This is a genomic window from Streptomyces lavendofoliae (assembly GCF_014649735.1).
GTDB classification, from domain to species: Bacteria; Actinomycetota; Actinomycetes; order Streptomycetales; family Streptomycetaceae; genus Streptomyces; species Streptomyces lavendofoliae.
In genome coordinates this window covers 87,412-107,330 of record NZ_BMTP01000007.1, presented here as the reverse complement: position 1 = coordinate 107,330, position 19,919 = coordinate 87,412, and the positions used below count along the sequence as shown (strand labels likewise).

General features: G+C 71.8%; 23 protein-coding genes. 16 read left to right on the top strand and 7 right to left on the bottom strand.

Annotation, left to right across the window (positions count from 1 at the left end; translation table 11 throughout):
* Positions 1-62: 62 nt before the first annotated feature.
* A complete protein-coding gene (locus IE109_RS15205; RefSeq protein WP_189551411.1) occupies positions 63-1,388 on the bottom strand; it encodes an MFS transporter in 1,326 nt (441 codons plus the stop codon).
* A gap of 253 nt (positions 1,389-1,641) precedes the next feature.
* On the opposite strand from IE109_RS15205, the gene IE109_RS15200 reads away from it, so the two are divergent.
* The 9 genes from IE109_RS15200 to era all read left to right on the top strand — a co-directional run bounded on the left by IE109_RS15200 (position 1,642) and on the right by era (position 8,754).
* Complete coding sequence (locus IE109_RS15200; protein ID WP_189551410.1) at positions 1,642-2,769, top strand: carbohydrate kinase family protein; 1,128 nt, start codon at positions 1,642-1,644, stop codon at positions 2,767-2,769.
* A 201-nt stretch (positions 2,770-2,970) separates the two neighbouring features.
* Positions 2,971-3,984 carry a PhoH family protein gene (locus IE109_RS15195; RefSeq protein WP_189551409.1) on the top strand — a complete coding sequence of 338 codons (1,014 nt, stop codon included), beginning with the start codon at positions 2,971-2,973 and terminating at the stop codon, positions 3,982-3,984.
* Between the two features lie 14 nt (positions 3,985-3,998).
* Entirely contained in the window at positions 3,999-4,496 is a 498-nt protein-coding gene (gene ybeY, locus IE109_RS15190) for an rRNA maturation RNase YbeY (RefSeq protein ID WP_189551408.1), read from the top strand.
* The gene (locus IE109_RS15185) at positions 4,493-5,764 is read left to right on the top strand and encodes a hemolysin family protein (protein WP_189551407.1); all 1,272 of its coding nucleotides are present in this window, start codon (positions 4,493-4,495) and stop codon (positions 5,762-5,764) included. The genes ybeY and IE109_RS15185 overlap by 4 nt, the downstream gene beginning before the upstream one ends.
* Positions 5,761-6,114: an MmcQ/YjbR family DNA-binding protein gene (locus tag IE109_RS15180; RefSeq protein WP_189551406.1), complete on the top strand. Its 354-nt coding sequence runs from the start codon at positions 5,761-5,763 to the stop codon at positions 6,112-6,114. The genes IE109_RS15185 and IE109_RS15180 overlap by 4 nt, the downstream gene beginning before the upstream one ends.
* Positions 6,115-6,268: 154 nt before the next feature.
* Positions 6,269-6,973, top strand: coding sequence for a hypothetical protein (locus IE109_RS15175; RefSeq protein ID WP_189551405.1), 705 nt, complete (start codon positions 6,269-6,271; stop codon positions 6,971-6,973).
* A gap of 27 nt (positions 6,974-7,000) precedes the next feature.
* Complete coding sequence (locus IE109_RS15170; RefSeq protein ID WP_189551404.1) at positions 7,001-7,354, top strand: cytidine deaminase-like protein; 354 nt, start codon at positions 7,001-7,003, stop codon at positions 7,352-7,354.
* Complete coding sequence (locus IE109_RS15165; RefSeq protein WP_189551403.1) at positions 7,354-7,737, top strand: hypothetical protein; 384 nt, start codon at positions 7,354-7,356, stop codon at positions 7,735-7,737. The genes IE109_RS15170 and IE109_RS15165 overlap by 1 nt, the downstream gene beginning before the upstream one ends.
* Before the next feature lie 66 nt (positions 7,738-7,803).
* Positions 7,804-8,754 carry a GTPase Era gene (gene era / locus IE109_RS15160; protein WP_373297710.1) on the top strand — a complete coding sequence of 317 codons (951 nt, stop codon included), beginning with the start codon at positions 7,804-7,806 and terminating at the stop codon, positions 8,752-8,754.
* A gap of 22 nt (positions 8,755-8,776) precedes the next feature.
* Here the strand turns inward: era and IE109_RS15155 are convergent, their stop codons facing one another.
* Together IE109_RS15155 and IE109_RS15150 are read right to left on the bottom strand one after the other, a co-directional pair.
* Positions 8,777-9,043 (bottom strand): protealysin inhibitor emfourin, encoded by a 267-nt coding sequence (locus IE109_RS15155; RefSeq protein WP_189551401.1) that lies wholly within the window; start codon positions 9,041-9,043, stop codon positions 8,777-8,779.
* A gap of 9 nt (positions 9,044-9,052) precedes the next feature.
* Positions 9,053-10,117: a M4 family metallopeptidase gene (locus IE109_RS15150; RefSeq protein WP_189551400.1), complete on the bottom strand. Its 1,065-nt coding sequence runs from the start codon at positions 10,115-10,117 to the stop codon at positions 9,053-9,055.
* Positions 10,118-10,412: 295 nt separating this feature from the next.
* Here IE109_RS15150 and leuA point away from each other — a divergent pair, with 295 nt between their 5' ends.
* The 4 genes from leuA (at position 10,413) to IE109_RS15130 (ending at position 15,130) form a co-directional block, all read left to right on the top strand.
* Entirely contained in the window at positions 10,413-12,170 is a 1,758-nt protein-coding gene (leuA, locus tag IE109_RS15145; RefSeq protein ID WP_189551399.1) for a 2-isopropylmalate synthase, read from the top strand.
* Positions 12,171-12,340: 170 nt separating this feature from the next.
* On the top strand, positions 12,341-13,036 hold the full coding sequence (locus IE109_RS15140) for a TerB family tellurite resistance protein (RefSeq protein ID WP_229891076.1): 696 nt from the start codon (positions 12,341-12,343) through the stop codon (positions 13,034-13,036).
* A 57-nt stretch (positions 13,037-13,093) separates the two neighbouring features.
* A complete protein-coding gene (locus IE109_RS15135) occupies positions 13,094-14,083 on the top strand; it encodes an ornithine cyclodeaminase family protein (protein WP_189551397.1) in 990 nt (329 codons plus the stop codon).
* Positions 14,084-14,293: 210 nt separating this feature from the next.
* Positions 14,294-15,130 (top strand): nitroreductase/quinone reductase family protein, encoded by an 837-nt coding sequence (locus IE109_RS15130; protein WP_189551396.1) that lies wholly within the window; start codon positions 14,294-14,296, stop codon positions 15,128-15,130.
* A 54-nt stretch (positions 15,131-15,184) separates the two neighbouring features.
* Here IE109_RS15130 and IE109_RS15125 read toward each other — a convergent pair whose 3' ends face one another.
* Complete coding sequence (locus tag IE109_RS15125; RefSeq protein WP_189551395.1) at positions 15,185-16,549, bottom strand: FAD-dependent oxidoreductase; 1,365 nt, start codon at positions 16,547-16,549, stop codon at positions 15,185-15,187.
* A gap of 161 nt (positions 16,550-16,710) precedes the next feature.
* On the opposite strand from IE109_RS15125, the gene IE109_RS15120 reads away from it, so the two are divergent.
* Positions 16,711-17,463 carry a hypothetical protein gene (locus IE109_RS15120; protein WP_189551394.1) on the top strand — a complete coding sequence of 251 codons (753 nt, stop codon included), beginning with the start codon at positions 16,711-16,713 and terminating at the stop codon, positions 17,461-17,463.
* Positions 17,464-17,467: 4 nt separating this feature from the next.
* On the opposite strand, the gene IE109_RS15115 is transcribed toward IE109_RS15120, so the two are convergent.
* From IE109_RS15115 to IE109_RS15105, 3 genes are read right to left on the bottom strand one after another with little or no spacing between them, the layout of a single operon-like run.
* A complete protein-coding gene (locus IE109_RS15115; RefSeq protein WP_189551393.1) occupies positions 17,468-18,079 on the bottom strand; it encodes a DUF7691 family protein in 612 nt (203 codons plus the stop codon).
* 9 nt (positions 18,080-18,088) lie between these two features.
* Positions 18,089-18,292: a DUF397 domain-containing protein gene (locus IE109_RS15110; protein WP_189551392.1), complete on the bottom strand. Its 204-nt coding sequence runs from the start codon at positions 18,290-18,292 to the stop codon at positions 18,089-18,091.
* Complete coding sequence (locus IE109_RS15105; protein WP_189551391.1) at positions 18,274-19,113, bottom strand: helix-turn-helix domain-containing protein; 840 nt, start codon at positions 19,111-19,113, stop codon at positions 18,274-18,276. The genes IE109_RS15110 and IE109_RS15105 overlap by 19 nt, the downstream gene beginning before the upstream one ends.
* A 93-nt stretch (positions 19,114-19,206) precedes the next feature.
* Here IE109_RS15105 and IE109_RS33165 point away from each other — a divergent pair, with 93 nt between their 5' ends.
* Both IE109_RS33165 and IE109_RS15100 read left to right on the top strand, forming a co-directional pair.
* A complete protein-coding gene (locus IE109_RS33165) occupies positions 19,207-19,464 on the top strand; it encodes a hypothetical protein (protein ID WP_229891074.1) in 258 nt (85 codons plus the stop codon).
* Positions 19,461-19,676 carry a hypothetical protein gene (locus IE109_RS15100; RefSeq protein ID WP_189551390.1) on the top strand — a complete coding sequence of 72 codons (216 nt, stop codon included), beginning with the start codon at positions 19,461-19,463 and terminating at the stop codon, positions 19,674-19,676. The genes IE109_RS33165 and IE109_RS15100 overlap by 4 nt, the downstream gene beginning before the upstream one ends.
* Positions 19,677-19,919 lie beyond the last annotated feature (243 nt).

The following is a 19,919-nucleotide window of genomic DNA, read 5'->3' as shown; positions in this document are numbered from 1 at the left end:
CGCCCGTTCGCCCCGCCCTGCGTACGCCTGCGCCGGGCGGGGCGAACGGCCGGCGGTCCCGGTCAGCGGGGCCCCGACGGGCCCGCCTGACGGTAGGCGCGGCGGCGCACCAGCAGGGGCACCACGGCGCGCACGGGGAACTCGGTGACCGGCTGCTCCGGCGCGCCGACCTGCGGGGCGGCGAGCCCGGCCGCCGCGCCCGTGGTGCCCGCGACGACGGCCGCGGGGGCGCCGCCCCGGCGCCGGACCGCGCCCGGCACCAGCGGGCGGCCCGAGGTGTGCAGGGCCACGGCGGTCAGCGGGCCGGCGAGCAGCAGCAGCAGGCCGCCCAGCACCAGGCCCATCCCGGGGTAGCCCGCCCGCTCCGACAGCACGCTGCCGACGACGGGGCCGCAGGCCACGCCCAGCGAGGACGCCGAGCCGGCGAGGACCGCCCAGCGTCCGCGCGGGTCCAGGGAGGCCGCCAGGCCGATCAGGTACGACAGGACGACCGGATAGCAGGCGTTCCAGAGCACCTCGCCGGCCGCGAAGGACGCCAGGCCCTCGGCGGCGGAGCTCACGCCGATGCAGCCGGCGATCACCACCGTGCCCACCCCGATCGGCACCGCCCGCCCGAGCCGGGAGCCGAGCGCCCCGGCCGCCGTGACGCCGAGCAGCCCGGCGCCGAGCGCCACCGCGAACACCGCGCCGACCGTCACCTCGCTCAGGCCCGCCTGGGTGACCCCGATCCGCCCGCTGACGCCCCACAGCGCGTTCTGCGCCATCGACCAGCACATCATCGCGCCCGCCAGCACCAGGCCGGCCCCCGGCCGGGGCAGCGGCACCCCCGGCCCACGGGCCGCGCCGGTGTCGTGGCCGCCCTCCAGCCGCCCGGTGGCCGGCCACACGGCGGCGGCGGCGAGCGCGAGCGCGGCGAACGGCAGCGCGTGGCCGCCGCCCAGGTGAGGCAGGGTCAGGTACAGGGCGCCGGCCGTGGCGGACACCGACAGCAGGCCCAGCGTGGAGACCCGGTGCGGATCGCGCCGCCCGGCGATCCCGGCCGCGGCGACCGCCGTCGCCGTACCGGACCCGAAGCCCCCGGCCACCGCGCCCGCGACGACCAGGGGGACGGCGGAGGCGAGGGCGGCGCACCCGTAGCCCGTGAGGGCCAGCAGCAGCCCGGCGCGGGCCAGTCGGCGCGGGCCGTGGCGGTCCACGCGCGACGCGAGCGTGAAGCCGGCGGCGGCGGAGCCGAGGAGCAGGCCGGAGCCGACCAGGCCGGACTGGGCCGGGGTGAGGCCGAGTCCGGCGGAGAGGCGGCCGACGACGGTCGGCAGGAGGTACGCGGCGAGGTAGCCGGCCGTGAAGAGGGCGACGAGCGGCCACGGGGCGCGGGGGCGCGAGGACATGGGCGTTCCCGGACAGGGAGAGGGCGAGGGGAGGAGCGCCCGGTGTCGTACGGGAACGTGCACGGGAACGCGGGCCAATTTGTATCAAGCGGGCCGGTCGTACGCGAAGGTGGAAGGATGTGATCCGGCTCACAAAACGTTTGCCGTGTGGGAGTGTGGGTATGCAGGGGCGTTTCGTCCGGGTCGGCACCCGTCGTCCACGGCGAGAATCGGGCACACTGTCCTGATCCGCACCGCGACCGGGGAGCCCGCCGTGACCACATCCCGAGGAGAGCAGCACCAGCAGCAACAGCGGCAACACACGGCCGGCATCGACCCCCTGGACGCGCTCCGCACACCCGCCGACCCGGAGTGCGACGTCTTCCTCACCGGCACCGTCTTCCTCGACATCATCTTCACCGGGCTGGACAGCGCCCCCGTGCGCGGCACCGAGACCTGGGCGCGCGGCATGGGCTCCAGCCCCGGCGGGGTGGCCAACATGGCCACCGCCCTCGCCCGGCTCGGGCTGCGGACCTCCCTGGCCGCCGCCTTCGGCGACGACCACTACGGCGAGTACTGCTGGGACGCCCTGGAGCAGGGCGAGGGCATCGACCTGTCCCGCTCGCGCACGGTGCCCGGCTGGCACTCCCCGGTGACCGTCTCCATGGCCTACGAGGGCGAACGCACCATGGTGTCGCACGGTCACGAGGCCCCGCCGCCGGAGGGCTCCCTGCCCGCCTCACCGCCCCGCGCGCGTGCCGCCGTCGCCTCCCTGGCGCCCGGCCGCTCCGAGGAGTGGGTCGCCGATGCCGCCCGCGGGTCCACCCGGATCTTCGCCGACACCGGCTGGGACGACACCGGGCACTGGGACCTGGCCGCCCTGCCGGACCTCGACCACTGCGAGGCGTTCCTGCCCAACGCCGAGGAGGCGATGCGCTACACCCGCACCTCCTGCCCGCGCGCCGCCGCCCGCGCGCTCGCCGACAAGGTGCCGCTCGCCGTCGTCACCCTCGGCTCCGAGGGCGCCTGCGCCGTGGACGGCGCGACCGGTGAGACCGCCGAGGTCCCGGCCATCGAGGTCGCCGCCCTCGACCCGACCGGCGCCGGGGACGTCTTCGTCGCCGGGTTCGTCACCGGCACGCTCGCCGGGTGGCCGCTCGCCGACCGGCTCGCCTTCGCCGGGCTGACCGCCGCCCTGTCGGTCCAGGAGTTCGGCGGGTCGCTGTCCGCGCCGGGGTGGGTGGAGGTCGCCGCCTGGTGGAGCCACGTCCAGGACTGCTCCGGCCAGGACCCGGAGGGCCTGCGCCGGTACGCGTTCCTGGAGTCGCTGCTTCCCGCCCCCATCAGGCCGTGGCCGCTGCGGCGGGCCGTGCCCACGATCGGCTTCGGCCGCTCGGCGTAGGACGGCCAGGGGCGGGTACGGAAACCCGGCCGGGAACCGGTCCCCGTACGCGTCCGCGGCGCGGTCCGCGACCGGGGGCCGCGACCGGTACGGGAAAAGCCTTCGGGGTTGTCAGCGCCACGACGTACGCTGGAAGTCCAGAGGTTGTCGAGCAGCGAGAACCCTGCAGCGGGAGGTATGTGCAGGCCTGAGTGCCGGCCCATGACGCAGACACCCACAGCCCAGACCCAGCAGGCGCGAGCCCACTTCACCGTCCCTGCCAAACACCCGATGGTGACCGTGCTCGGCTCGGGCGACGCTCTGCTGCGCGTGATCGAAGAGGCGTTCCCGGCCGCCGACATCCATGTCCGGGGCAATGAGGTCAGCGCGGTCGGACCGGCGGGCGAAGTCGCGCTGATCCAGCGCCTGTTCGACGAGATGATGCTGGTGCTCCGCACCGGGCAGCCGATGACGGAGGACGCGGTGGAACGCTCGATCGCCATGCTCAGGGCGAGCGAGAACGGCACGGCGGAGCCGGGGCAGGAGAGCCCCGCCGAAGTGCTCACGCAGAACATCCTTTCCAGCCGGGGCCGCACGATCCGTCCCAAGACGCTCAACCAGAAGCGGTACGTCGACGCCATCGACAAGCACACGGTCGTGTTCGGCATCGGCCCCGCCGGCACGGGCAAGACGTACCTGGCGATGGCCAAGGCGGTCCAGGCCCTGCAGTCCAAGCAGGTCACCCGGATCATCCTGACCCGGCCGGCCGTCGAAGCGGGCGAGCGCCTCGGCTTCCTGCCGGGCACGCTCTACGAGAAGATCGACCCGTACCTGCGGCCGCTGTACGACGCGCTGCACGACATGCTCGACCCGGACTCGATCCCGCGCCTGATGGCCGCCGGCACGATCGAGGTCGCGCCCCTGGCGTACATGCGCGGCCGGACGCTCAACGACGCGTTCATCATCCTGGACGAGGCCCAGAACACGAACCCCGAGCAGATGAAGATGTTCCTGACCCGGCTCGGGTTCGACTCCAAGATCGTCATCACCGGTGACGTCACCCAGGTCGACCTGCCGGGCGGCACCAAGAGCGGTCTCCGCCAGGTCCGGGACATCCTGGAGGGGGTCGAGGACGTCCACTTCTCGGCGCTCACGTCGCAGGACGTCGTACGGCACAAGCTCGTCGGCCGTATCGTCGACGCGTACGAGAAGTACGACAACCAAAACGGGAAGTAGAGCGCACGAGCACCATGTCGATCGACGTCAACAACGAGTCCGGTACCGAGGTCGACGAGCAGGCGATCCTCGACGTCGCCCGGTACGCGCTCACGCGGATGCGCATCCACCCCCTCTCCGAACTCTCGGTGATCGTGGTGGACGCGGACGCGATGGAGCAGCTGCACATCCAGTGGATGGACCTGCCGGGCCCCACGGACGTCATGTCCTTCCCCATGGACGAGCTGCGCCCGCCGAGCAAGGACGACGAGGAGCCCCCGCAGGGGCTCCTCGGTGACATCGTGCTATGCCCGGAGGTCGCCGCCAAGCAGGGGCAGGACGCCCCGACGCAGCACTCCATGGACGAGGAGCTCCAGCTCCTCACCGTCCACGGAGTGCTGCACCTGCTCGGGTACGACCACGAGGAGCCGGACGAGAAGGCCGAGATGTTCGGCCTCCAGGCGGCGATCGTCGACGGCTGGCGGGCGGAGAAGGGCCTGACGGGTCCCTCCCCGGCGCCGACCGTCTCATGACCGCGCAGCTGGTCCTCGGCGCGGTCGCCCTGGTCGTGGTCGCATGGCTCGCGGCCTGCGCGGAGGCGGGCCTGGCCCGCGTCTCCGGCTTCCGCGCCGCCGAGGCCGTACGGGTCGGGCGGCGCGGCGCCGCCAAGCTGGTCCAGGTCGCCTCCGACCCCACGCGCTACCTGAACATGGCGCTGCTGGTCCGGGTGGCCTGTGAGATGGCGGCCGGCGTCATGGTCACCTACGTCTGCCTGAACGAGTTCGACGAGACGTGGTCGGCCCTGCTGGTCGCGATGGGCGTCATGGTGCTCGTGTCGTACGTCGCCGTCGGCGTGTCGCCCCGCACCATCGGCCGTCAGCACCCACTGAACACGGCGACCGCCGCCGCGTACGTCCTGCTGCCGCTGGCCCGCGTCATGGGCCCGGTACCGCAGCTGCTGATCCTCATCGGCAACGCGCTCACCCCCGGCAAGGGATTCCGCAAGGGCCCCTTCGCCTCCGAGGCGGAACTGCGGGCCATGGTCGACCTCGCCGAGCAGGAGTCCCTCATCGAGGACGACGAGCGGCGCATGGTCCACTCCGTCTTCGAGCTCGGCGACACGCTCGTGCGCGAGGTGATGGTCCCGCGCACCGACCTCGTCTCCATCGAGCGGTACAAGACCATCCGCCAGGCCCTGACGCTGGCGCTGCGCTCCGGCTTCTCCCGCATCCCGGTGACCGGGGACAACGAGGACGACGTCGTCGGCATCGTCTACTTGAAGGACCTCGTCCGCAAGACCCACATCAACCGCGACTCCGAGTCCGACCTCGTCTCCACGGCGATGCGGGCGGCGGCCTTCGTGCCCGACACGAAGAACGCCGGCGACCTGCTCCGGGAGATGCAGCAGGAGCGCAACCACTGCGCCGTCGTCATCGACGAGTACGGCGGCACGGCCGGCATCGTCACCATCGAGGACATCCTGGAGGAGATCGTCGGGGAGATCACCGACGAGTACGACCGGGAACTTCCGCCGGTGGAGGAGCTGGGCGAGGGCCGCTTCCGGGTGACCGCCCGGCTCGACATCGGCGACCTGGGCGAGCTGTTCGGCCTGGACGAGTACGACGACGAGGACGTGGAGACCGTCGGCGGGCTGCTCGCCAAGGCCCTCGGCCGGGTCCCGATCGCCGGCGCGTCGGCGGTCGTCGACCTGCCGGACGGCCGGGCCCTGCGCCTGACGGCCGAGTCCCCGGCGGGCCGCCGCAACAAGATCGTCACGGTGGTCGCGGAGCCGGTGGCATGACCCCGGGCGAACTGCGGGCGTTCTGCCTCACGTTCAACGGCGCGGTGGAGGACTTCCCCTTCGGCCCGGAGACCTCGGTGTTCAAGGTCGAGGGCAAGATGTTCGCCCTGTCCGCCCTGGACGCCCGGCCGCTCACGGTCAACCTCAAGTGCGACCCCGAGATCGCGCTCCGGCTGCGCGCCGAGCACCCGGCCGTCGTGCCCGGCTGGCACATGAACAAGCGCCACTGGAACACCGTCTCGGTCGCCGGCCTCCCCGCCCGGCTGGTCCGCGAGCTGGTCGAGGACTCCTACGACCTGGTCGTCGCGGGCCTGCCGAAGGCCACCCGCCTCCGCCTGGACCGCCCGTAGTCCCGGCACGGGCACCTGCCGCGCGCACAGGGTGAGGACACGTCCGTGCCCCTCCTGTGATCTTGCGATGGGTATCCTCTGCACGGCCGGTCACGGCGGGGAGGGGGGAACCACAGCTCCCCAAGCACTTTCACTCCAGGGGAGAACAACCCTCATGCGTACTCGCATTCGTCGCGGCGTCACCGTCGCGCTCAGCATTTCCGCGCTCACTCTCACCGCCGCGTGCGGTGGCTCGTCCGACAAGGGCGGTGACGGCGCGGCCAAGGACAAGGGCGGCGACAAGCCGGCGGCCGCGGCCCCGCTGACCGCCGCGCAGATGAAGGCCGGTGTCCTCGCGGTCGCCGACCTGCCCAAGGGCTGGACCGCCGGGAAGAACCCCGCCGACGACAGCGCCTACAAGGCGGACAAGCCCGAGTGCCAGCCGATCGCGACCCTCCTGCAGAACAAGGTCGCCGGTGCCACCATCGGCGCCAACGAGGACTTCGTCGGCGGCAACGGCGCGAACCAGCTCACCCACCAGATCATGACCTTCCCGGGCACGGGTGCCGCGGACTTCGTGTCGCCCATCGGCCCCGCCCTGGAGAAGTGCACCGGCTTCAAGGTGACCATGGAGGGCGTGCCCGCCGAGCTCAAGGTGGAGAAGCTGACCACCCCCAAGGCCGGCGAGGAGTCCCACGGCGTGCGCGTCAGCATGGACCTCGGCGGCGCGATGGAGTTCGCCCTCCACGTGGTCGTGGCCCGTCAGGGCACGGGCGTGTCCCGGCTGGTCTACCTCCCCGGCACCCCCGCCGCCGCCAAGGACCTGGACGACCTCGCCCAGCGGGCGGGCGACAAGTTCGTCAAGGCCGCCCGGGGCTGAACCTGATCGCGGACATATCCTCGGGGCATGACTGAGACGACCGACCTCGGCCCCGAGGACCGCAAGATCATCACGCTGGCGCGCAGCGCCCGTGCCCGCAACGGTGTGCCCGAGGGCGCGGCCGTGCGGGACGAGACCGGGCGCACGTACGTCGCCGGGACCGTGGCCCTGGAGTCGCTGAACCTCAGCGCGCTCCGGACGGCGGTGGCGATGGCCGTGGCCAGCGGGGCGAAGTCGCTGGAGGCGGCGGCCGTCGTCACCGACGCCGGCACCGTCCCGGACGCGGACCGCGCCGCCGTCCGCGACCTGGGCGGCCCCGACACCCCGGTGCTGGTGGCCGGGCCCGACGGCGAGCTGCGCTCCACCGTCAGCGCCGGCTGATGGCGCGCACGGGGGAGGCCCGGACGCCGACGCACGCCCGGCTCGTCCTGGGCGTCGGCGCCATCGGCCTCGCCATCAACGTCGCCGACTGGTTCGTCGAGGGCGACCCGCGGCCGTACCACGCCTTCCCGCTGCTGCTGGTGCTGTGGGGGGCGGCCGACCTCATGCAGGGGAACCGGCCGGACGTGGCGCGAGGGGTGCGGGGCGCCGCCGGGGTGCTGATGGTCGCGATCGGCCTCGCCGTCGGCGTACCGGCGGCCGTCGCGCTCGTACGGGGCGGGCCGGTCGACTGGCTGGACCTGGTCGTGGGGGTCGTCGTCGCCCTCTACGCCGCCTCGGTCGCGGCCGGCTGGGCGGCCCGGCGACGGGCGTCGGGAGCCTGACGGAGCACCCCGTGACGTACCTCATGGAGGGGCTGCGGTACGTGGGCGGTGCCCGCATCGGGGAGAATGGCCGACATGAGCGCTCGTAACCCAGAAACCGAAGCCGCCCACCGGGCCGGTTTCGCCTGCTTCGTCGGCCGCCCCAACGCGGGCAAGTCCACCCTCACGAACGCTCTGGTCGGCCAGAAGGTGGCGATCACCTCCAACCGGCCGCAGACGACCCGGCACACCGTGCGGGGCATCGTGCACCGCCCGGACGCGCAGCTGATCCTGGTCGACACCCCCGGCCTGCACAAGCCGCGCACCCTGCTCGGCGAGCGGCTCAACGACGTCGTGCGCACCACGTGGGCGGAGGTCGACGTGATCGGCTTCTGTCTGCCCGCCAACGAGAAGCTCGGCCCCGGCGACCGGTTCATCGCCAAGGAGCTGGCGGAGATCAAGAAGACCCCCAAGGTCGCGATCGTCACCAAGACCGACCTGGTGGACTCCAAGACCCTCGCCGAGCAGCTCATCGCGATCGACCAGCTCGGCAGGGAACTGGGCATGGAGTGGCAGGAGATCATCCCGGTCTCCGCGGTCGGCGACAAGCAGGTCCGGCTGGTGGCCGACCTGCTGATCCCGCTGCTGCCCGAGAGCCCGCCGCTCTACCCGGAGGGCGACCTCACGGACGAGCCGGAGCAGGTCATGGTCGCCGAGCTGATCCGCGAGGCCGCGCTGGAGGGCGTACGGGACGAGCTGCCGCACTCGATCGCCGTGGTCGTCGAGGAGATGATCCCGCGCGAGAACCGGCCGGCGGACAAGCCGCTGCTGGACATCCACGCCAACGTCTACATCGAGCGCCCCAGCCAGAAGGGCATCATCATCGGCCCCAAGGGCCAGCGCCTGAAGGAGGTCGGCACCAAGTCGCGCAAGCACATCGAGGCGCTGCTCGGCACGCCGGTCTTCCTCGACCTGCACGTGAAGGTCGCCAAGGACTGGCAGCGCGATCCCAAGCAGCTGCGCAAGCTGGGCTTCTAGCCCGGCCGGGCCCGGGAGCGGCTCACGCGCCCTCCCGGAGCACCCGGGCGACCAGCTCCCGCTGCTCCCCGGTCAGCCCGGGGTCGGCGCAGTACACGGTCCGCCCGTCCACCGTGATCTCGTAGCCGAACCCGTCCGGCACGCCCCCCGGCCGCTGTCCATGCCCGTCCTTCAGCGCCGCCTCGGCGAGGGCGTGCCAGTCGCGGGCGTCGAGCAGCCCCGAGGTGTCCACCTCGGCCCGCCGCTCGATGCCCGCGAACCCGCCCGTACGGATGACCCGAATACGCATGGGCCCTGTCTACTCCGTCGGCAGGCCCACCGTCGACCATGCCTTCACCACCGCGTCGACCTCCGCGCCGCCCGCGCCGAACCGCTCACGGGCCGCGGCCACCGTCAGCCGGGAGAAGTCGGCGAACTCCGCGTCCACCGCCAGCCCGCCGCCGGTCAGCACGTCGTACCAGACCCGCCCGGCCCGCTCCCAGGCGTTGCCGCCCAGCTCCTTGGCGAACAGGTAGAAGGCGTGGTTCGGGATGCCGGAGTTGATGTGCACGCCGCCGTTGTCGGAACCGGTGCGCACGTAGTCCGCCATCTTCGCCGGCTGGGGGTCCTTGCCCAGGACGTCGTCGTCGTACGCCGTCCCCGGGGCCTTCATCGAGCGCAGCGCCACGCCCTGCACCCCGGGCGCCAGCAGCCCGGCTCCGATCAGCCAGTCGGCCTGCTCGGCGGTCTGCCCGAGCGCCTTCTGCTTGACCAGGGAGCCGAAGACGTCCGACATCGACTCGTTGAGCGCCCCGGACTGGCCGAAGTACGCCAGGTTCGCGGTGTACTGGGTGACCCCGTGGGCCAGCTCGTGGCCGATGACGTCCACCGCGAGGGTGAAGTCGAGGAAGATCCTGCCGTCGCCGTCGCCGAAGACCATCCGGTCGCCGTTCCAGAAGGCGTTGTTGTAGTCGCGGCCGTAGTGGACGGTCGCGTCCAGCGGCAGCCCCGACCCGTTGATCGAGTCGCGCCCGTAGGCGTCGCGGAACAGCTCGAAGGTGGCGCCGAGACCGGCGTACGCGCGGTTGACGGTCGTGTCCCCGGCCGGTTCGGCGCCCTCGGCGCGGACCTTCTTCCCCGGCAGGGCGGTCCGGTGCCCGGCGTCGTAGACCGTGCGCGTGGGCCTGTCGGGGACCGCGTCCGCGTCCGGGGGCACGGCCGCGGCACCGGCGACGGTGGTCAGCCGGCGGGCGGTGCGGTTCGCGGCGTCGGTGATGAGGGTGCGGCGGGCGGCCGCGGCGACGACGGGGTCCGAGGCGCGGGACAGGCGGTCGAGGAGGTGCGGCGGGACGATCGTGCAGAACCCGGAAGCGCTGGCTGTCATGCCTCGCAATGTGGCAGTCCGTCATCAGTGTGTCACTGGCTGCGACGGCGATTCCCGAAAACGAGTGATAGGTCACTGTTCGACGGTTGGCGCCCCGTATCCCGCATACTGAAACGGCACCTCCACTCACGGTGCCGCTCGGCTAGGCTTCTCCGCATCATGCGTTTCGGGCTGCTTCTTCTTAGCTGCCGCGGCGAGGGCCTGTAGTCGTAGGCCGACCCCCTCCCCGCGGAGTCTGGTGCTGCTTCGACCCAGTCGGCCGTCCCTGTGCAGGACAACCGAGGAGCCCTACGCGATGTCCCAGCCCGTCGGCCGCCCCACGCCGATCACCAACGCGACCCACACCCAGAAGCCGTCCGGGATGCCGATCCACAAGTACGGCCGGTACGAGGCCGTCGAGATTCCCGACCGGACCTGGCCGGACCGGCGCATCACCAGGGCGCCGCGCTGGCTGTCCACCGACCTGCGCGACGGCAACCAGGCGCTGATCGATCCCATGAGCCCGGCGCGCAAGCGTGAGATGTTCGACCTGCTGGTCCGCATGGGCTACAAGGAGATCGAGGTCGGTTTCCCGTCGTCGGGTGAGACCGATTTCGCGTTCGTGCGCTCGATCATCGAGGAGGGCGCGGTCCCGGAGGATGTGACGATCTCGGTTCTGACGCAGGCGCGTGAGGAGCTGATCGAGCGGACGGTGGAGTCGCTGCGCGGTGCTCACCGGGCCACGGTGCACCTGTACAACGCGACCGCGCCGGTTTTTCGCCGGGTGGTGTTCCGCGGCTCGAAGGAGCAGGTCAGGCAGATCGCGGTGGACGGCACCCGGCTGGTGATGGAGTACGCCGACAAGATCCTGGGCGATGAGACGGTGTTCGGCTACCAGTACAGTCCGGAGATCTTCACCGACACGGAGCTGGACTTCGCTCTGGAGGTCTGCGAGGGGGTGATGGATGTCTGGCAGCCCGAGGAGGGCCGCGAGATCATCCTGAATCTGCCGGCCACGGTGGAGCGCTCGACGCCCTCGACGCACGCGGACCGGTTCGAGTGGATGTCGCGCAACCTGTCGCGCCGCGAGTTCGTCTGTCTGTCGGCCCATCCGCACAACGACCGGGGTACGGCGGTGGCGGCGGCCGAGCTGGCGGTGATGGCGGGTGCCGACCGTGTCGAGGGCTGTCTGTTCGGGCAGGGTGAGCGGACGGGCAACGTGGATTTGGTCACGCTGGGGATGAACCTGTTCTCGCAGGGGGTGGACCCGCAGATCGACTTCTCGCAGATCGACGAGATCCGCCGGACCTCGGAGTACTGCAACGGGATGGAGGTCCATCCGCGCCATCCGTACGCGGGTGACCTGGTCTACACCGCTTTCTCCGGCTCCCACCAGGACGCCATCAAGAAGGGCTTCGACGCGATGGAGGCCGCCGCCGCCGAGCAGGGGAGGACGGTCGACGACATCGAGTGGGCCGTGCCGTACCTGCCGATCGACCCGAAGGATGTGGGCCGGTCCTACGAGGCGGTCATCCGGGTCAACTCGCAGTCCGGCAAGGGCGGGATCGCGTACGTGCTGAAGAACGACCACAAGCTGGACCTGCCGCGCCGGATGCAGATCGAGTTCTCGCGGATCATCCAGGCCAAGACCGACGCCGAGGGCGGCGAGGTGACGCCGGCGGCGATCTGGTCGGTCTTCAGGGACGAGTACCTGCCCAACCCGGACAACCCGTGGGGCCGTATCCAGCTGCGTTCGGGTCAGACCACGACCGACAAGGACGGCACGGACACGCTGACCGTCGAGGCGGTCGTCGACGGTGCCGAGACGGTGCTGACCGGGTCCGGCAACGGCCCGATCTCGGCGTTCTTCGCCGCGCTGCAGGCCATCGGCATCGATGTGCGGCTGCTGGACTACCAGGAGCACACGATGAGCGAGGGCGCGTCCGCGCAGGCCGCCTCCTACATCGAATGCGCCATCGACGGCAAGGTGCTGTGGGGCATCGGCATCGACGCCAACACCACCCGCGCCTCGCTGAAGGCCGTCATCTCCGCAGTGAACCGCGCCGCCCGCTGACCCCGGGGCGAGGAACCCCGCCCTGCCCGGACGATCCCCGGAGGATTTCCGGAGGGCGGGGTTCAGCCATGTCCGTGGCGATCTCACGCCGAGGTGCTGACGCGGCATCACGGATGTGGCTAACATCACGCCAACGCGGCAAGGTGGCCGAGGCGTTTCGGAGGTGCGACGTGGTGCCAGCACGAGGATCACGCGAGCGAAGAGTGCGCATCTGCTCCATTTCCACCTCGTGGAACACCGTCGGCGACGGCCAGTTCTTCTGCCCCGGCTGCGGCGGTGACCGCAACTACCGCCGACGCACCGGCCGTCGGCGCCTGACCCTCCTCGGTGTGCCGCTGCTGCCCCGCGGTCTCACCGGACCGGTCGTCGAATGCGCCGCCTGCCAAGGACACTTCGGCACCGACGCGCTGGACCACCCCACCACCGCCCGCTTCTCCGCGATGCTCCGCGACGCCGTCCACACCGTGGCCCTCGCCGTCCTCGCGGCAGGCGGCGTGTCCTCGCTCCCGGTGCTCCGCACCGCCGTCTCCGCGGTCCGCGCCGCCGGATACGAGGACTGCACCGCCGACAGCCTCACCGCGCTGATCGAGGCCCTGGAGGCCGACACCGGCCGGTTCGTCGCCGACACCGGCACCCCGTGCGGCGCGGCCCTCGCGATCGAGCTGCACGAGGCACTGGAGCCGCTCACCCCGCACCTCGCGCCCGCCGGCCGGGAGTCCATCCTGCTCCAGGGCGCCCGTATCGCCCTCGCCGACGGGGCGTACACCACCGCCGAGCGGGACGTCCTCACCACCGTGGGCGCCGCCCTGCACCTCCCCGCCGACGAGACGATCCGCCTCATGGAGACGGCGCGGGCGCCGTTCTAGGGCCACCCCGGGCGTGTCGTCCCGGCGGCCACCGGGACCGTGACGGACGCTGGGCGGATGCTGGTACTGGGACGCTCACAGGTCGAGGCCCTGCTCGACATGGACGCGCTGATCGACGGGCTCGGTCCCGCGATGGTGGACCTCAGCGAGGGCCGGGCCTCCATGCCCGACCGGACCGCCGCCATGGTGCCCGAGCGGGACGGGTTCCTCGCGACCATGCCCGCCTTCGTGCCGTCCGCCGGGGCGCTCATGACCAAGCTGGTCACCCTCTTCCCGCACAACACCGGGACGCCGCTGCCCACCCACCAGGCGCTCATCGCCGTGTTCGACCCCGAGACCGGCGCACCGCGGGCGCTGCTCGACGGGACCGCCATCACCGCCGCGCGCACCGCCGCCGCCTCCGCGCTGTCGGCGCGGCTCCTCGCCCGCGACGACGCCACCGTCCTCGCCGTCCTCGGCACCGGCGTGCAGGCCCGGGCGCACGCCCACGCCATGTGCCGGGTGCGGCCCGTCCGGCACATCCGGGTGGCCGGGCGCGACGCGGTCAGGGCGGGCGTGCTGGCCGAGGAGCTGGGGGCCGCCCTGAACGCCGAGGTGGTCGCCCTGCCCACCTACGCGGAGGCGCTCGACGGTGCCGACCTCGTGGCCGCCGCCACCCACTCCGCCGACCCGGTCGTCCGGCGGGCCTGGCTCGCGCCCGGCGCGCACATCGCCTCCGTCGGCTTCACCCGTGGCGGGCGGGAGGTCGACGACGCCACCGTGGCGGACGCCCTGGTGTGCGTGGAGTCCCGGCGGGCGGTCCTCGCGCCGTACCCCGCGGGGAGCAGCGACCTGCTGTTCCCCATCCGCGACGGTGTGATCACCGCCGACCACATCCACGCCGAGCTGGGCGAACTGCTCAACGGCAGCAAGCCGGGCCGCCGTTCGCCCGACCGGATCACGCTCTACAAGTCCGTCGGTGTCGCCGTCCAGGACGCGGCGGCCGCCGCGCTGGTCATCGCGGCCGCCCGCGAACGGGGCATCGGCGAGGAGATCCCGCTCGGCTGACGGCGGTGGCCGTAAATTCCCGTTGCGGCGCGTCCGGCGTCATCGGTACGTTGACGCGGTGACTGCCGGGTCGGCCTTGGGCCACACACGAGTAGGGCACCCGGCCTCGGCGTGACGCCGGGGCGGGCCAGGGCCCCGCCTCCTTCTGTTTTCTCTCCACGCGCGTCCGCGCGCTCAGCAGTCCTTCACCCCGGAGCAGAAAGCAGACAATTGCCCAACGATTTCAATCAGCCGGTCATCGAGGAGTTCCGAGCCAACCACGGCCGCGTGGGCGGATGGTTCGAGGGAGCCCGGCTCGTCCTGCTGACCACGACCGGCGCCCGGTCCGGCAGGCCCCACACCACGCCCGTGGGTTACTACCCCGACGGCGACGGCCGCATCCTCATCATCGCCTCGGCCGCCGGCGCGCCCAAGCACCCGGCCTGGTACCACAATCTGCTGGCCCACCCCCGGGTGACCGTCGAGAGCGGCGTCTTCACGTACGAGGCCGACGCCACCGTCCTGGAGGGTGAGGAACGCGACCGCGCCTTCGCCCGCGCGGTCGAGGCCGACTCCGGGTGGGCCGACTACCAGGCGAAGACCAGCCGCGTGATCCCCGTGGTCGCCCTCGACGAGGTGCCCGGCCCGCCGCACGTCAACGCGAAGTCGATGGGCGAGGCCATCAAGGTCGTCCACGACATGTTCCGGCGCGAACTCGGGCTCATCCGCAAGGAGATCGCCGAGTCCGGCACCGCCACCGGCCTCGGCACGCAGCTGCGCGTCAACTGCCTGGCCGTCTGTCAGGGCCTGCACAACCACCACACCGGGGAGGACACGATGCTCTTCCCGATGCTCGCCGACCGCCACCCCGAACTGGCCCCGGTGGTGGACCGCCTCCAGCGGGAGCACGTGCGGATCGCCGCCCTGCTCGCGGAACTGAAGGAGGTCGTGTCCGGCGACACGGCCGACCCCGGCCACGTACTGCGCGAAGTGGAACGCCTCACGGACGAGTTGGAGGCCCACCTCGTGTACGAGGAGGAGCAGCTCGTCCCGCTGCTGGACGCGTGACGGCGACCGGGCCGCCCCCCGGAGTCCCAGGGGAGGCGGCCCGGTCGCACCGGCTCACTGCCCGGCGCTCGCCCGCAGCATGCCCTCACGCTCGACGATCTTGACGCGCTCGCGGCCCTCGGCCTCGCCCAGCGCCCGCTCGGCGGCGTCCAGGCGGTACCAGCCCTCCCACGTCGTGTACTCCACGCCCTTGTCCCGCAGGAACGCGTCGACCGCGCCCTCCTCCGGGGCGGCCGGCGTCAGCAGCCGGCCCTCACGGTGGTCCTCCAGCAGGTTGGCCACCGTCTCGTTGGCGTCGCCCTTGGTGTGACCGATCAGCCCGACCGGGCCGCGCCGGATCCAGCCCGTGACGTACGTCGACGCCATGTGCGTGCCGCCCTCGACGACCCGGCCGCCCTCGTCCGGCACGGTGCCGCTCGCCAGGTCGAAGGGCAGCTTCGGCAGCTCGTCGGAGAGGTAGCCCACCGCGCGGTAGACCGCCTGGACGTCCCAGGTCGTGAACGCGCCCGTGCCCCTGACGTTGCCCGTGCCGTCCAGCTCGGTCCGCTCGGTGCGCAGTCCGACGACCTTGCCGTCCTCGCCGACGACCTCGGCGGGCGACTCGAAGAAGTGCAGGAACAGCTTGTGCGGCCGGGTCCCGGCGTCGCGGATCGCCCAGTTCTCCAGGGTCTTCGCGACCATGTCGACCTGCTTGTTGGAGCGCCGCGCCTCGATCGACCCGGCGTCGTAGTCGATGTCCTCGGGGTTGACGATGACCTCGATGTTCGGCGAGTGGTCCAGCTCGCGCAGCTCCATGGGGCTGAACTTCGCCTGCGCCGGGCCGCGCCGCCCGAAGACGTGGATCTCCAGCGCCTTGTTGGCCTTCAGGCCCTCGTAGACGTTCGGCGGGATCTCGGTCGGCAGCAGCTCGTCGGCCGTCTTGGCGAGGATGCGCGCCACGTCCAGCGCGACGTTGCCCACGCCCAGCACGGCGACCTTCTCGGCCTCCAGCGGCCAGGTGCGCGGCACGTCCGGGTGGCCGTCGTACCAGGACACGAAGTCGGCGGCGCCGTACGAGCCGTCGAGGTCGATGCCCGGGATGTCCAGCGCCTGGTCCGCCGTCGCACCGGTGGAGAAGATCACCGCGTCGTAGAACGCCCGCAGGTCGTCCAGGGCGATGTCGGTGCCATAGTCCACGTTGCCGAACAGCCGGATCTGCGGCTTGTCGAGCACCTGGTGCAGCGCCGTGATGATGCCCTTGATACGCGGGTGGTCGGGGGCCACGCCGTACCGGATCAGGCCGAACGGCGCCGGCATCCGCTCGAAGAGGTCGATCGACACGCCGGGGTCGGTGGCGGCCTCGGACTTCAGCAGCGCGTCGGCGGCGTAGATTCCGGCGGGGCCGGCACCGACGATCGCGACCCGCAGGGGGCGGGGCATGACGAATTCCCTTCGAGCGAGGAGTGAGCGGTCACGTGAGTGCTCATACGCACCCTAAGTAAGGCTCGCCTCACCTCGGTACCCGCCCCCCGCCTATGACCCCATAAGCCGGGCTTATGGCATCTCTCGCCTCGCGGCATGAATCGCGCCACGCTGGAACCATGGACGGCACGGCCGGCTGGGGCGCCAGGCTGATGAACAGCTCGATCACGGGGATGTCCCCGTGGATCGTCTTCACGCTGCTGCTCGGGCCCGGTCGCTACGAGCCGGCCGCCTGGCTGGCCCTGGCGGTGGCGGTCGTCCTGGTGCTGGTGCGCCACCGCCCGGTGTTCCTGGAGGTGGCGGGGCTCGTCCTCTTCGCGGTGCTCACCGTCGTCGGCATGATCGCCCCGCCGGAGACGCTGCGGTGGCTGGAGACGTACGCCAACGAAGTCTCCGACCTGGCGGTCGTCGCCCTGGCGGTCCTTTCCGTCGCGGCGAGGGTTCCGCTGACCACCCCGTACGCCCGGAAGAAGGTGCCCCGGGCGTTCTGGCACACTCCCGGCTTCCTGCGGGCCAACGTGGTCGTCACCCACGCCTGGTCCCTCGCCTTCCTGGTGGCCGCCCTGGCCGGCGGCGTCGGGGACCTGGTGCTGCGCGATCCCGACAACCTCTGGACGGCCTGGCTGATCCCAGCCTCCGCGCTGGTCACCGCCATGCGCTTCACCGAGTGGTACCCGGCCGTCCCCAGGCCGCCGGTGCGGAGCCTGCTGATGCCGTTCGTCGGCCTGCTGATCCCCATGGGCGTGCTCGTCCTGATCCACGACGCGGCTCCCCGGTGGTTCGCGGTGGGCCTGATCGTGGTGGGCGTGATCCTGGCGCGGGCGCTCCGCAAGGACGTGGTGGTGGCGAAGCAGGAGGGGCGGGAGCCGTGACGCCTCAGGCGACGAAGCCCACGACGCCGAGGCCGGGGCGGGCCTGCGCGTGGCGCAGCCAGCCGATGACGTCCATGACGGCGTCGACCACCTGGGGCTCCAGCGGCGGGGCGTGACCGTCCCGCTTGGTCCGCTCGAACTGCTCCAGCGCCTCCAGGCACTCCCCGTGCGTCCACTCGCCGCAGCGCGGCAGGTCGTAGGACGGGATCCCCGCCGGCAGACCGTCGTAGTACCCCAGCTCCGCCACGGAGACGGCGGTGATCCGCAGTGCCCGCAGTCCCTCGTCGACGACCTCCAGCCAGTCGCCCCGGAACGGGCTGAAGGAGGAGTTGTCCAGGAAGGCGCCCGTCAGGGAGCACAGGCGCTTGTAGGCGTAGCCGTACTGGAAGGCGTACTGCTTGTTCTCGTGGAACGGCCCGCCGTGCACCACCGCGCGCAGCGCCTCGTACGCGGTGGGGGCGCCGTCCGCTATCTCGGAGGAGAAGTAGCGGTCGTCGGCCGCCAGGTCGTCGCCGAAGCGGTCACGTATGACCTGGAGCAGCTGCTCGTCAGCGGAACCGACGAGGGCGCGGGCGGCCTCGGGGTCGAGCAGGTATGCGCTGAGGGAAGAACTCATGTGATCACGTTAGCCACCGGCACCGACACCCTCGACGAACGCCCGCCAGGCGTGTGCGCCGACCACCAGGACCGGTCCGGAGGGGTTCTTGCTGTCCCGCACGGGGACGAGGTCGCCGGGGGCGTCGTCGAGAACCTCGACGCAGCTTCCACCGTTGTCGTCGCTGTAGCTGCTCTTGCGCCAGGGGGCGCCGCTCAGCTCGTACTCGCGCATCGTCTGTGGTCCTCCGCCGCTGATTCGATCAGGGTCAGGGACGCCTCCGGCGCCAGTGCGCTGGCCCTGAGCAGATCGTAGGCGGCCCGTACGCGCTTCACCAGGGCCGGGTCGTCCAGGAGATTGCCTGAATACACGGCTTCCGTATAGGCGGTTGGAGGTGCGTCCTCGAACTCCATGAGCGTCAGCATGCGCCCCATGAGCGGGTGGGCCCCAGCTGCGGCGGGAAGCACCTGGACCAGCGCCCTGCGGCGGTGTGCGAGTGCCGCGACGTGGTCGAGTTGCTCGGCCATCACCGCCGGTCCGCCCGTGGGCGGCCGTAGCACGTGCTCGTGAAGGATCACCCAGTACTCGGGCGTGGCAGGGTCCTTGAGGAGACGCGCCCGTTCCATACGGGCGACCACCTTCTCCTCGATCTGGTCGTCGGCGGCGAACGGGTTGCTCGCGAGGATGACGGCCCGGGCGTACGGCGCCGTCTGGAGCAGGCCCGGCACGATCGCCGGGGCGAAGTCACAGATGGCCGTCGCCAAGGACTCCAGCTCCGCCGCTGCCGCGAAATACTCGGCATAGGGCGACTTGTTGATGAGTTGGCGACACATCCGCTCGAAAAAACCATCGGTTTGTAGGACCTCGTCGATCCTCGCCGCCACATCCAACTGCGGTTTGCGAATGGCCTGTTCGAATTGGCCGATGTACCCGCCCGAGACGAACACCTTCCGCCCCAGTTCCTGCTGCGTCATTTTCGCGGCTTCGCGCCGGTTCTTCAGCTCCGTGCCGTAGAACTCCCAGGCGGCCTGCCTGGACGAGCCTGCGTTGGCCATGGCTTAACACCCCAGTCCTGCCGTGCAGTTGTAGCGCGTGCGCAACCGCCAATGCTAGAGGTGCGGGGCCATCCTGGGGGCAGTAAGCGGGAAATGGATTCGGAAAGGACGGCGTTGGTGAAGGAAGAGACCGAGCGGCAGTCGCCGGGGAGTGTTCGGGACGCGGAGGAGGCGTTGGCGGAATTGCGCGCGGCACTGGAAAGGGCGGGGATCGGACTGCCCTCCCTGGGGCTGGACCCCGTCACGTGTGCCGCCGAGCCCCCTCGGCCGCTCGTGGAATTGGGACGTTGCACGGTGGAGACGGCGCGCAGGCTGGCCGCCGCTCTGCCGGAGGAAGGTGGCCGCTCATGAACCTGCCCGTCGGGTCGTACGTCGTCGATGTCCGCAGTGGACGCGTGGGGCGCCTCATGGGGCACGTGGGGCCGTACCTGCAACTGCGGCCCATCGGGGGCGGGCGGGAGTGGGACTGCCCGCCGGAGGGGGTGCGGCCGGCGACGGACGCGGAGCGGCTCAGCGCGGCGATGTCGTACGTGAACGCGCGGAGCCGTGGCGAGGTGCCGTGACGCCGGGTGGCTTCGGCAGCGCGGGTCGATCGCGGGTACGGGCGGGCCCGTGGTGCGGGCGATGGTCTCGAAGACCTGGTCGTCATGGAGGAGCGTGAGCCCGGAGTCCTCCCGCGACGACGGCGCCCAGGAGGCCGACGGCCCCGCGCCGCGGTGCTCGCCCTTGGCGGGAAGCGGGGGTGCGCCGGTATATGAATACACCTGGGCGGTTATGTCCGAGCGGGCCCGGGCCCGGCCGGGCGT

Coding starts and splice junctions, on each gene's coding strand:
- IE109_RS15125 (WP_189551395.1), bottom strand. CDS start 16,549: ATGCCCCGCCCCCTGCGGGTCGCGATCGTCGGTGCCGGCCCCGCCGGA.
- leuA (WP_189551399.1), top strand. CDS start 10,413: ATGTCCCAGCCCGTCGGCCGCCCCACGCCGATCACCAACGCGACCCAC.
- IE109_RS15105 (WP_189551391.1), bottom strand. CDS start 19,113: ATGGCCAACGCAGGCTCGTCCAGGCAGGCCGCCTGGGAGTTCTACGGC.
- IE109_RS15185 (WP_189551407.1), top strand. CDS start 4,493: ATGACCGCGCAGCTGGTCCTCGGCGCGGTCGCCCTGGTCGTGGTCGCA.
- IE109_RS15155 (WP_189551401.1), bottom strand. CDS start 9,043: ATGCGTATTCGGGTCATCCGTACGGGCGGGTTCGCGGGCATCGAGCGG.
- IE109_RS15165 (WP_189551403.1), top strand. CDS start 7,354: ATGGCGCGCACGGGGGAGGCCCGGACGCCGACGCACGCCCGGCTCGTC.
- IE109_RS15100 (WP_189551390.1), top strand. CDS start 19,461: ATGAACCTGCCCGTCGGGTCGTACGTCGTCGATGTCCGCAGTGGACGC.
- ybeY (WP_189551408.1), top strand. CDS start 3,999: ATGTCGATCGACGTCAACAACGAGTCCGGTACCGAGGTCGACGAGCAG.
- IE109_RS15135 (WP_189551397.1), top strand. CDS start 13,094: ATGCTGGTACTGGGACGCTCACAGGTCGAGGCCCTGCTCGACATGGAC.
- era (WP_373297710.1), top strand. CDS start 7,804: ATGGCCGACATGAGCGCTCGTAACCCAGAAACCGAAGCCGCCCACCGG.
- IE109_RS15195 (WP_189551409.1), top strand. CDS start 2,971: ATGACGCAGACACCCACAGCCCAGACCCAGCAGGCGCGAGCCCACTTC.
- IE109_RS15175 (WP_189551405.1), top strand. CDS start 6,269: ATGCGTACTCGCATTCGTCGCGGCGTCACCGTCGCGCTCAGCATTTCC.
- IE109_RS15120 (WP_189551394.1), top strand. CDS start 16,711: ATGGACGGCACGGCCGGCTGGGGCGCCAGGCTGATGAACAGCTCGATC.
- IE109_RS15180 (WP_189551406.1), top strand. CDS start 5,761: ATGACCCCGGGCGAACTGCGGGCGTTCTGCCTCACGTTCAACGGCGCG.
- IE109_RS15115 (WP_189551393.1), bottom strand. CDS start 18,079: ATGAGTTCTTCCCTCAGCGCATACCTGCTCGACCCCGAGGCCGCCCGC.
- IE109_RS15170 (WP_189551404.1), top strand. CDS start 7,001: ATGACTGAGACGACCGACCTCGGCCCCGAGGACCGCAAGATCATCACG.
- IE109_RS15205 (WP_189551411.1), bottom strand. CDS start 1,388: ATGTCCTCGCGCCCCCGCGCCCCGTGGCCGCTCGTCGCCCTCTTCACG.
- IE109_RS15110 (WP_189551392.1), bottom strand. CDS start 18,292: ATGCGCGAGTACGAGCTGAGCGGCGCCCCCTGGCGCAAGAGCAGCTAC.
- IE109_RS15150 (WP_189551400.1), bottom strand. CDS start 10,117: ATGACAGCCAGCGCTTCCGGGTTCTGCACGATCGTCCCGCCGCACCTC.
- IE109_RS33165 (WP_229891074.1), top strand. CDS start 19,207: ATGGATTCGGAAAGGACGGCGTTGGTGAAGGAAGAGACCGAGCGGCAG.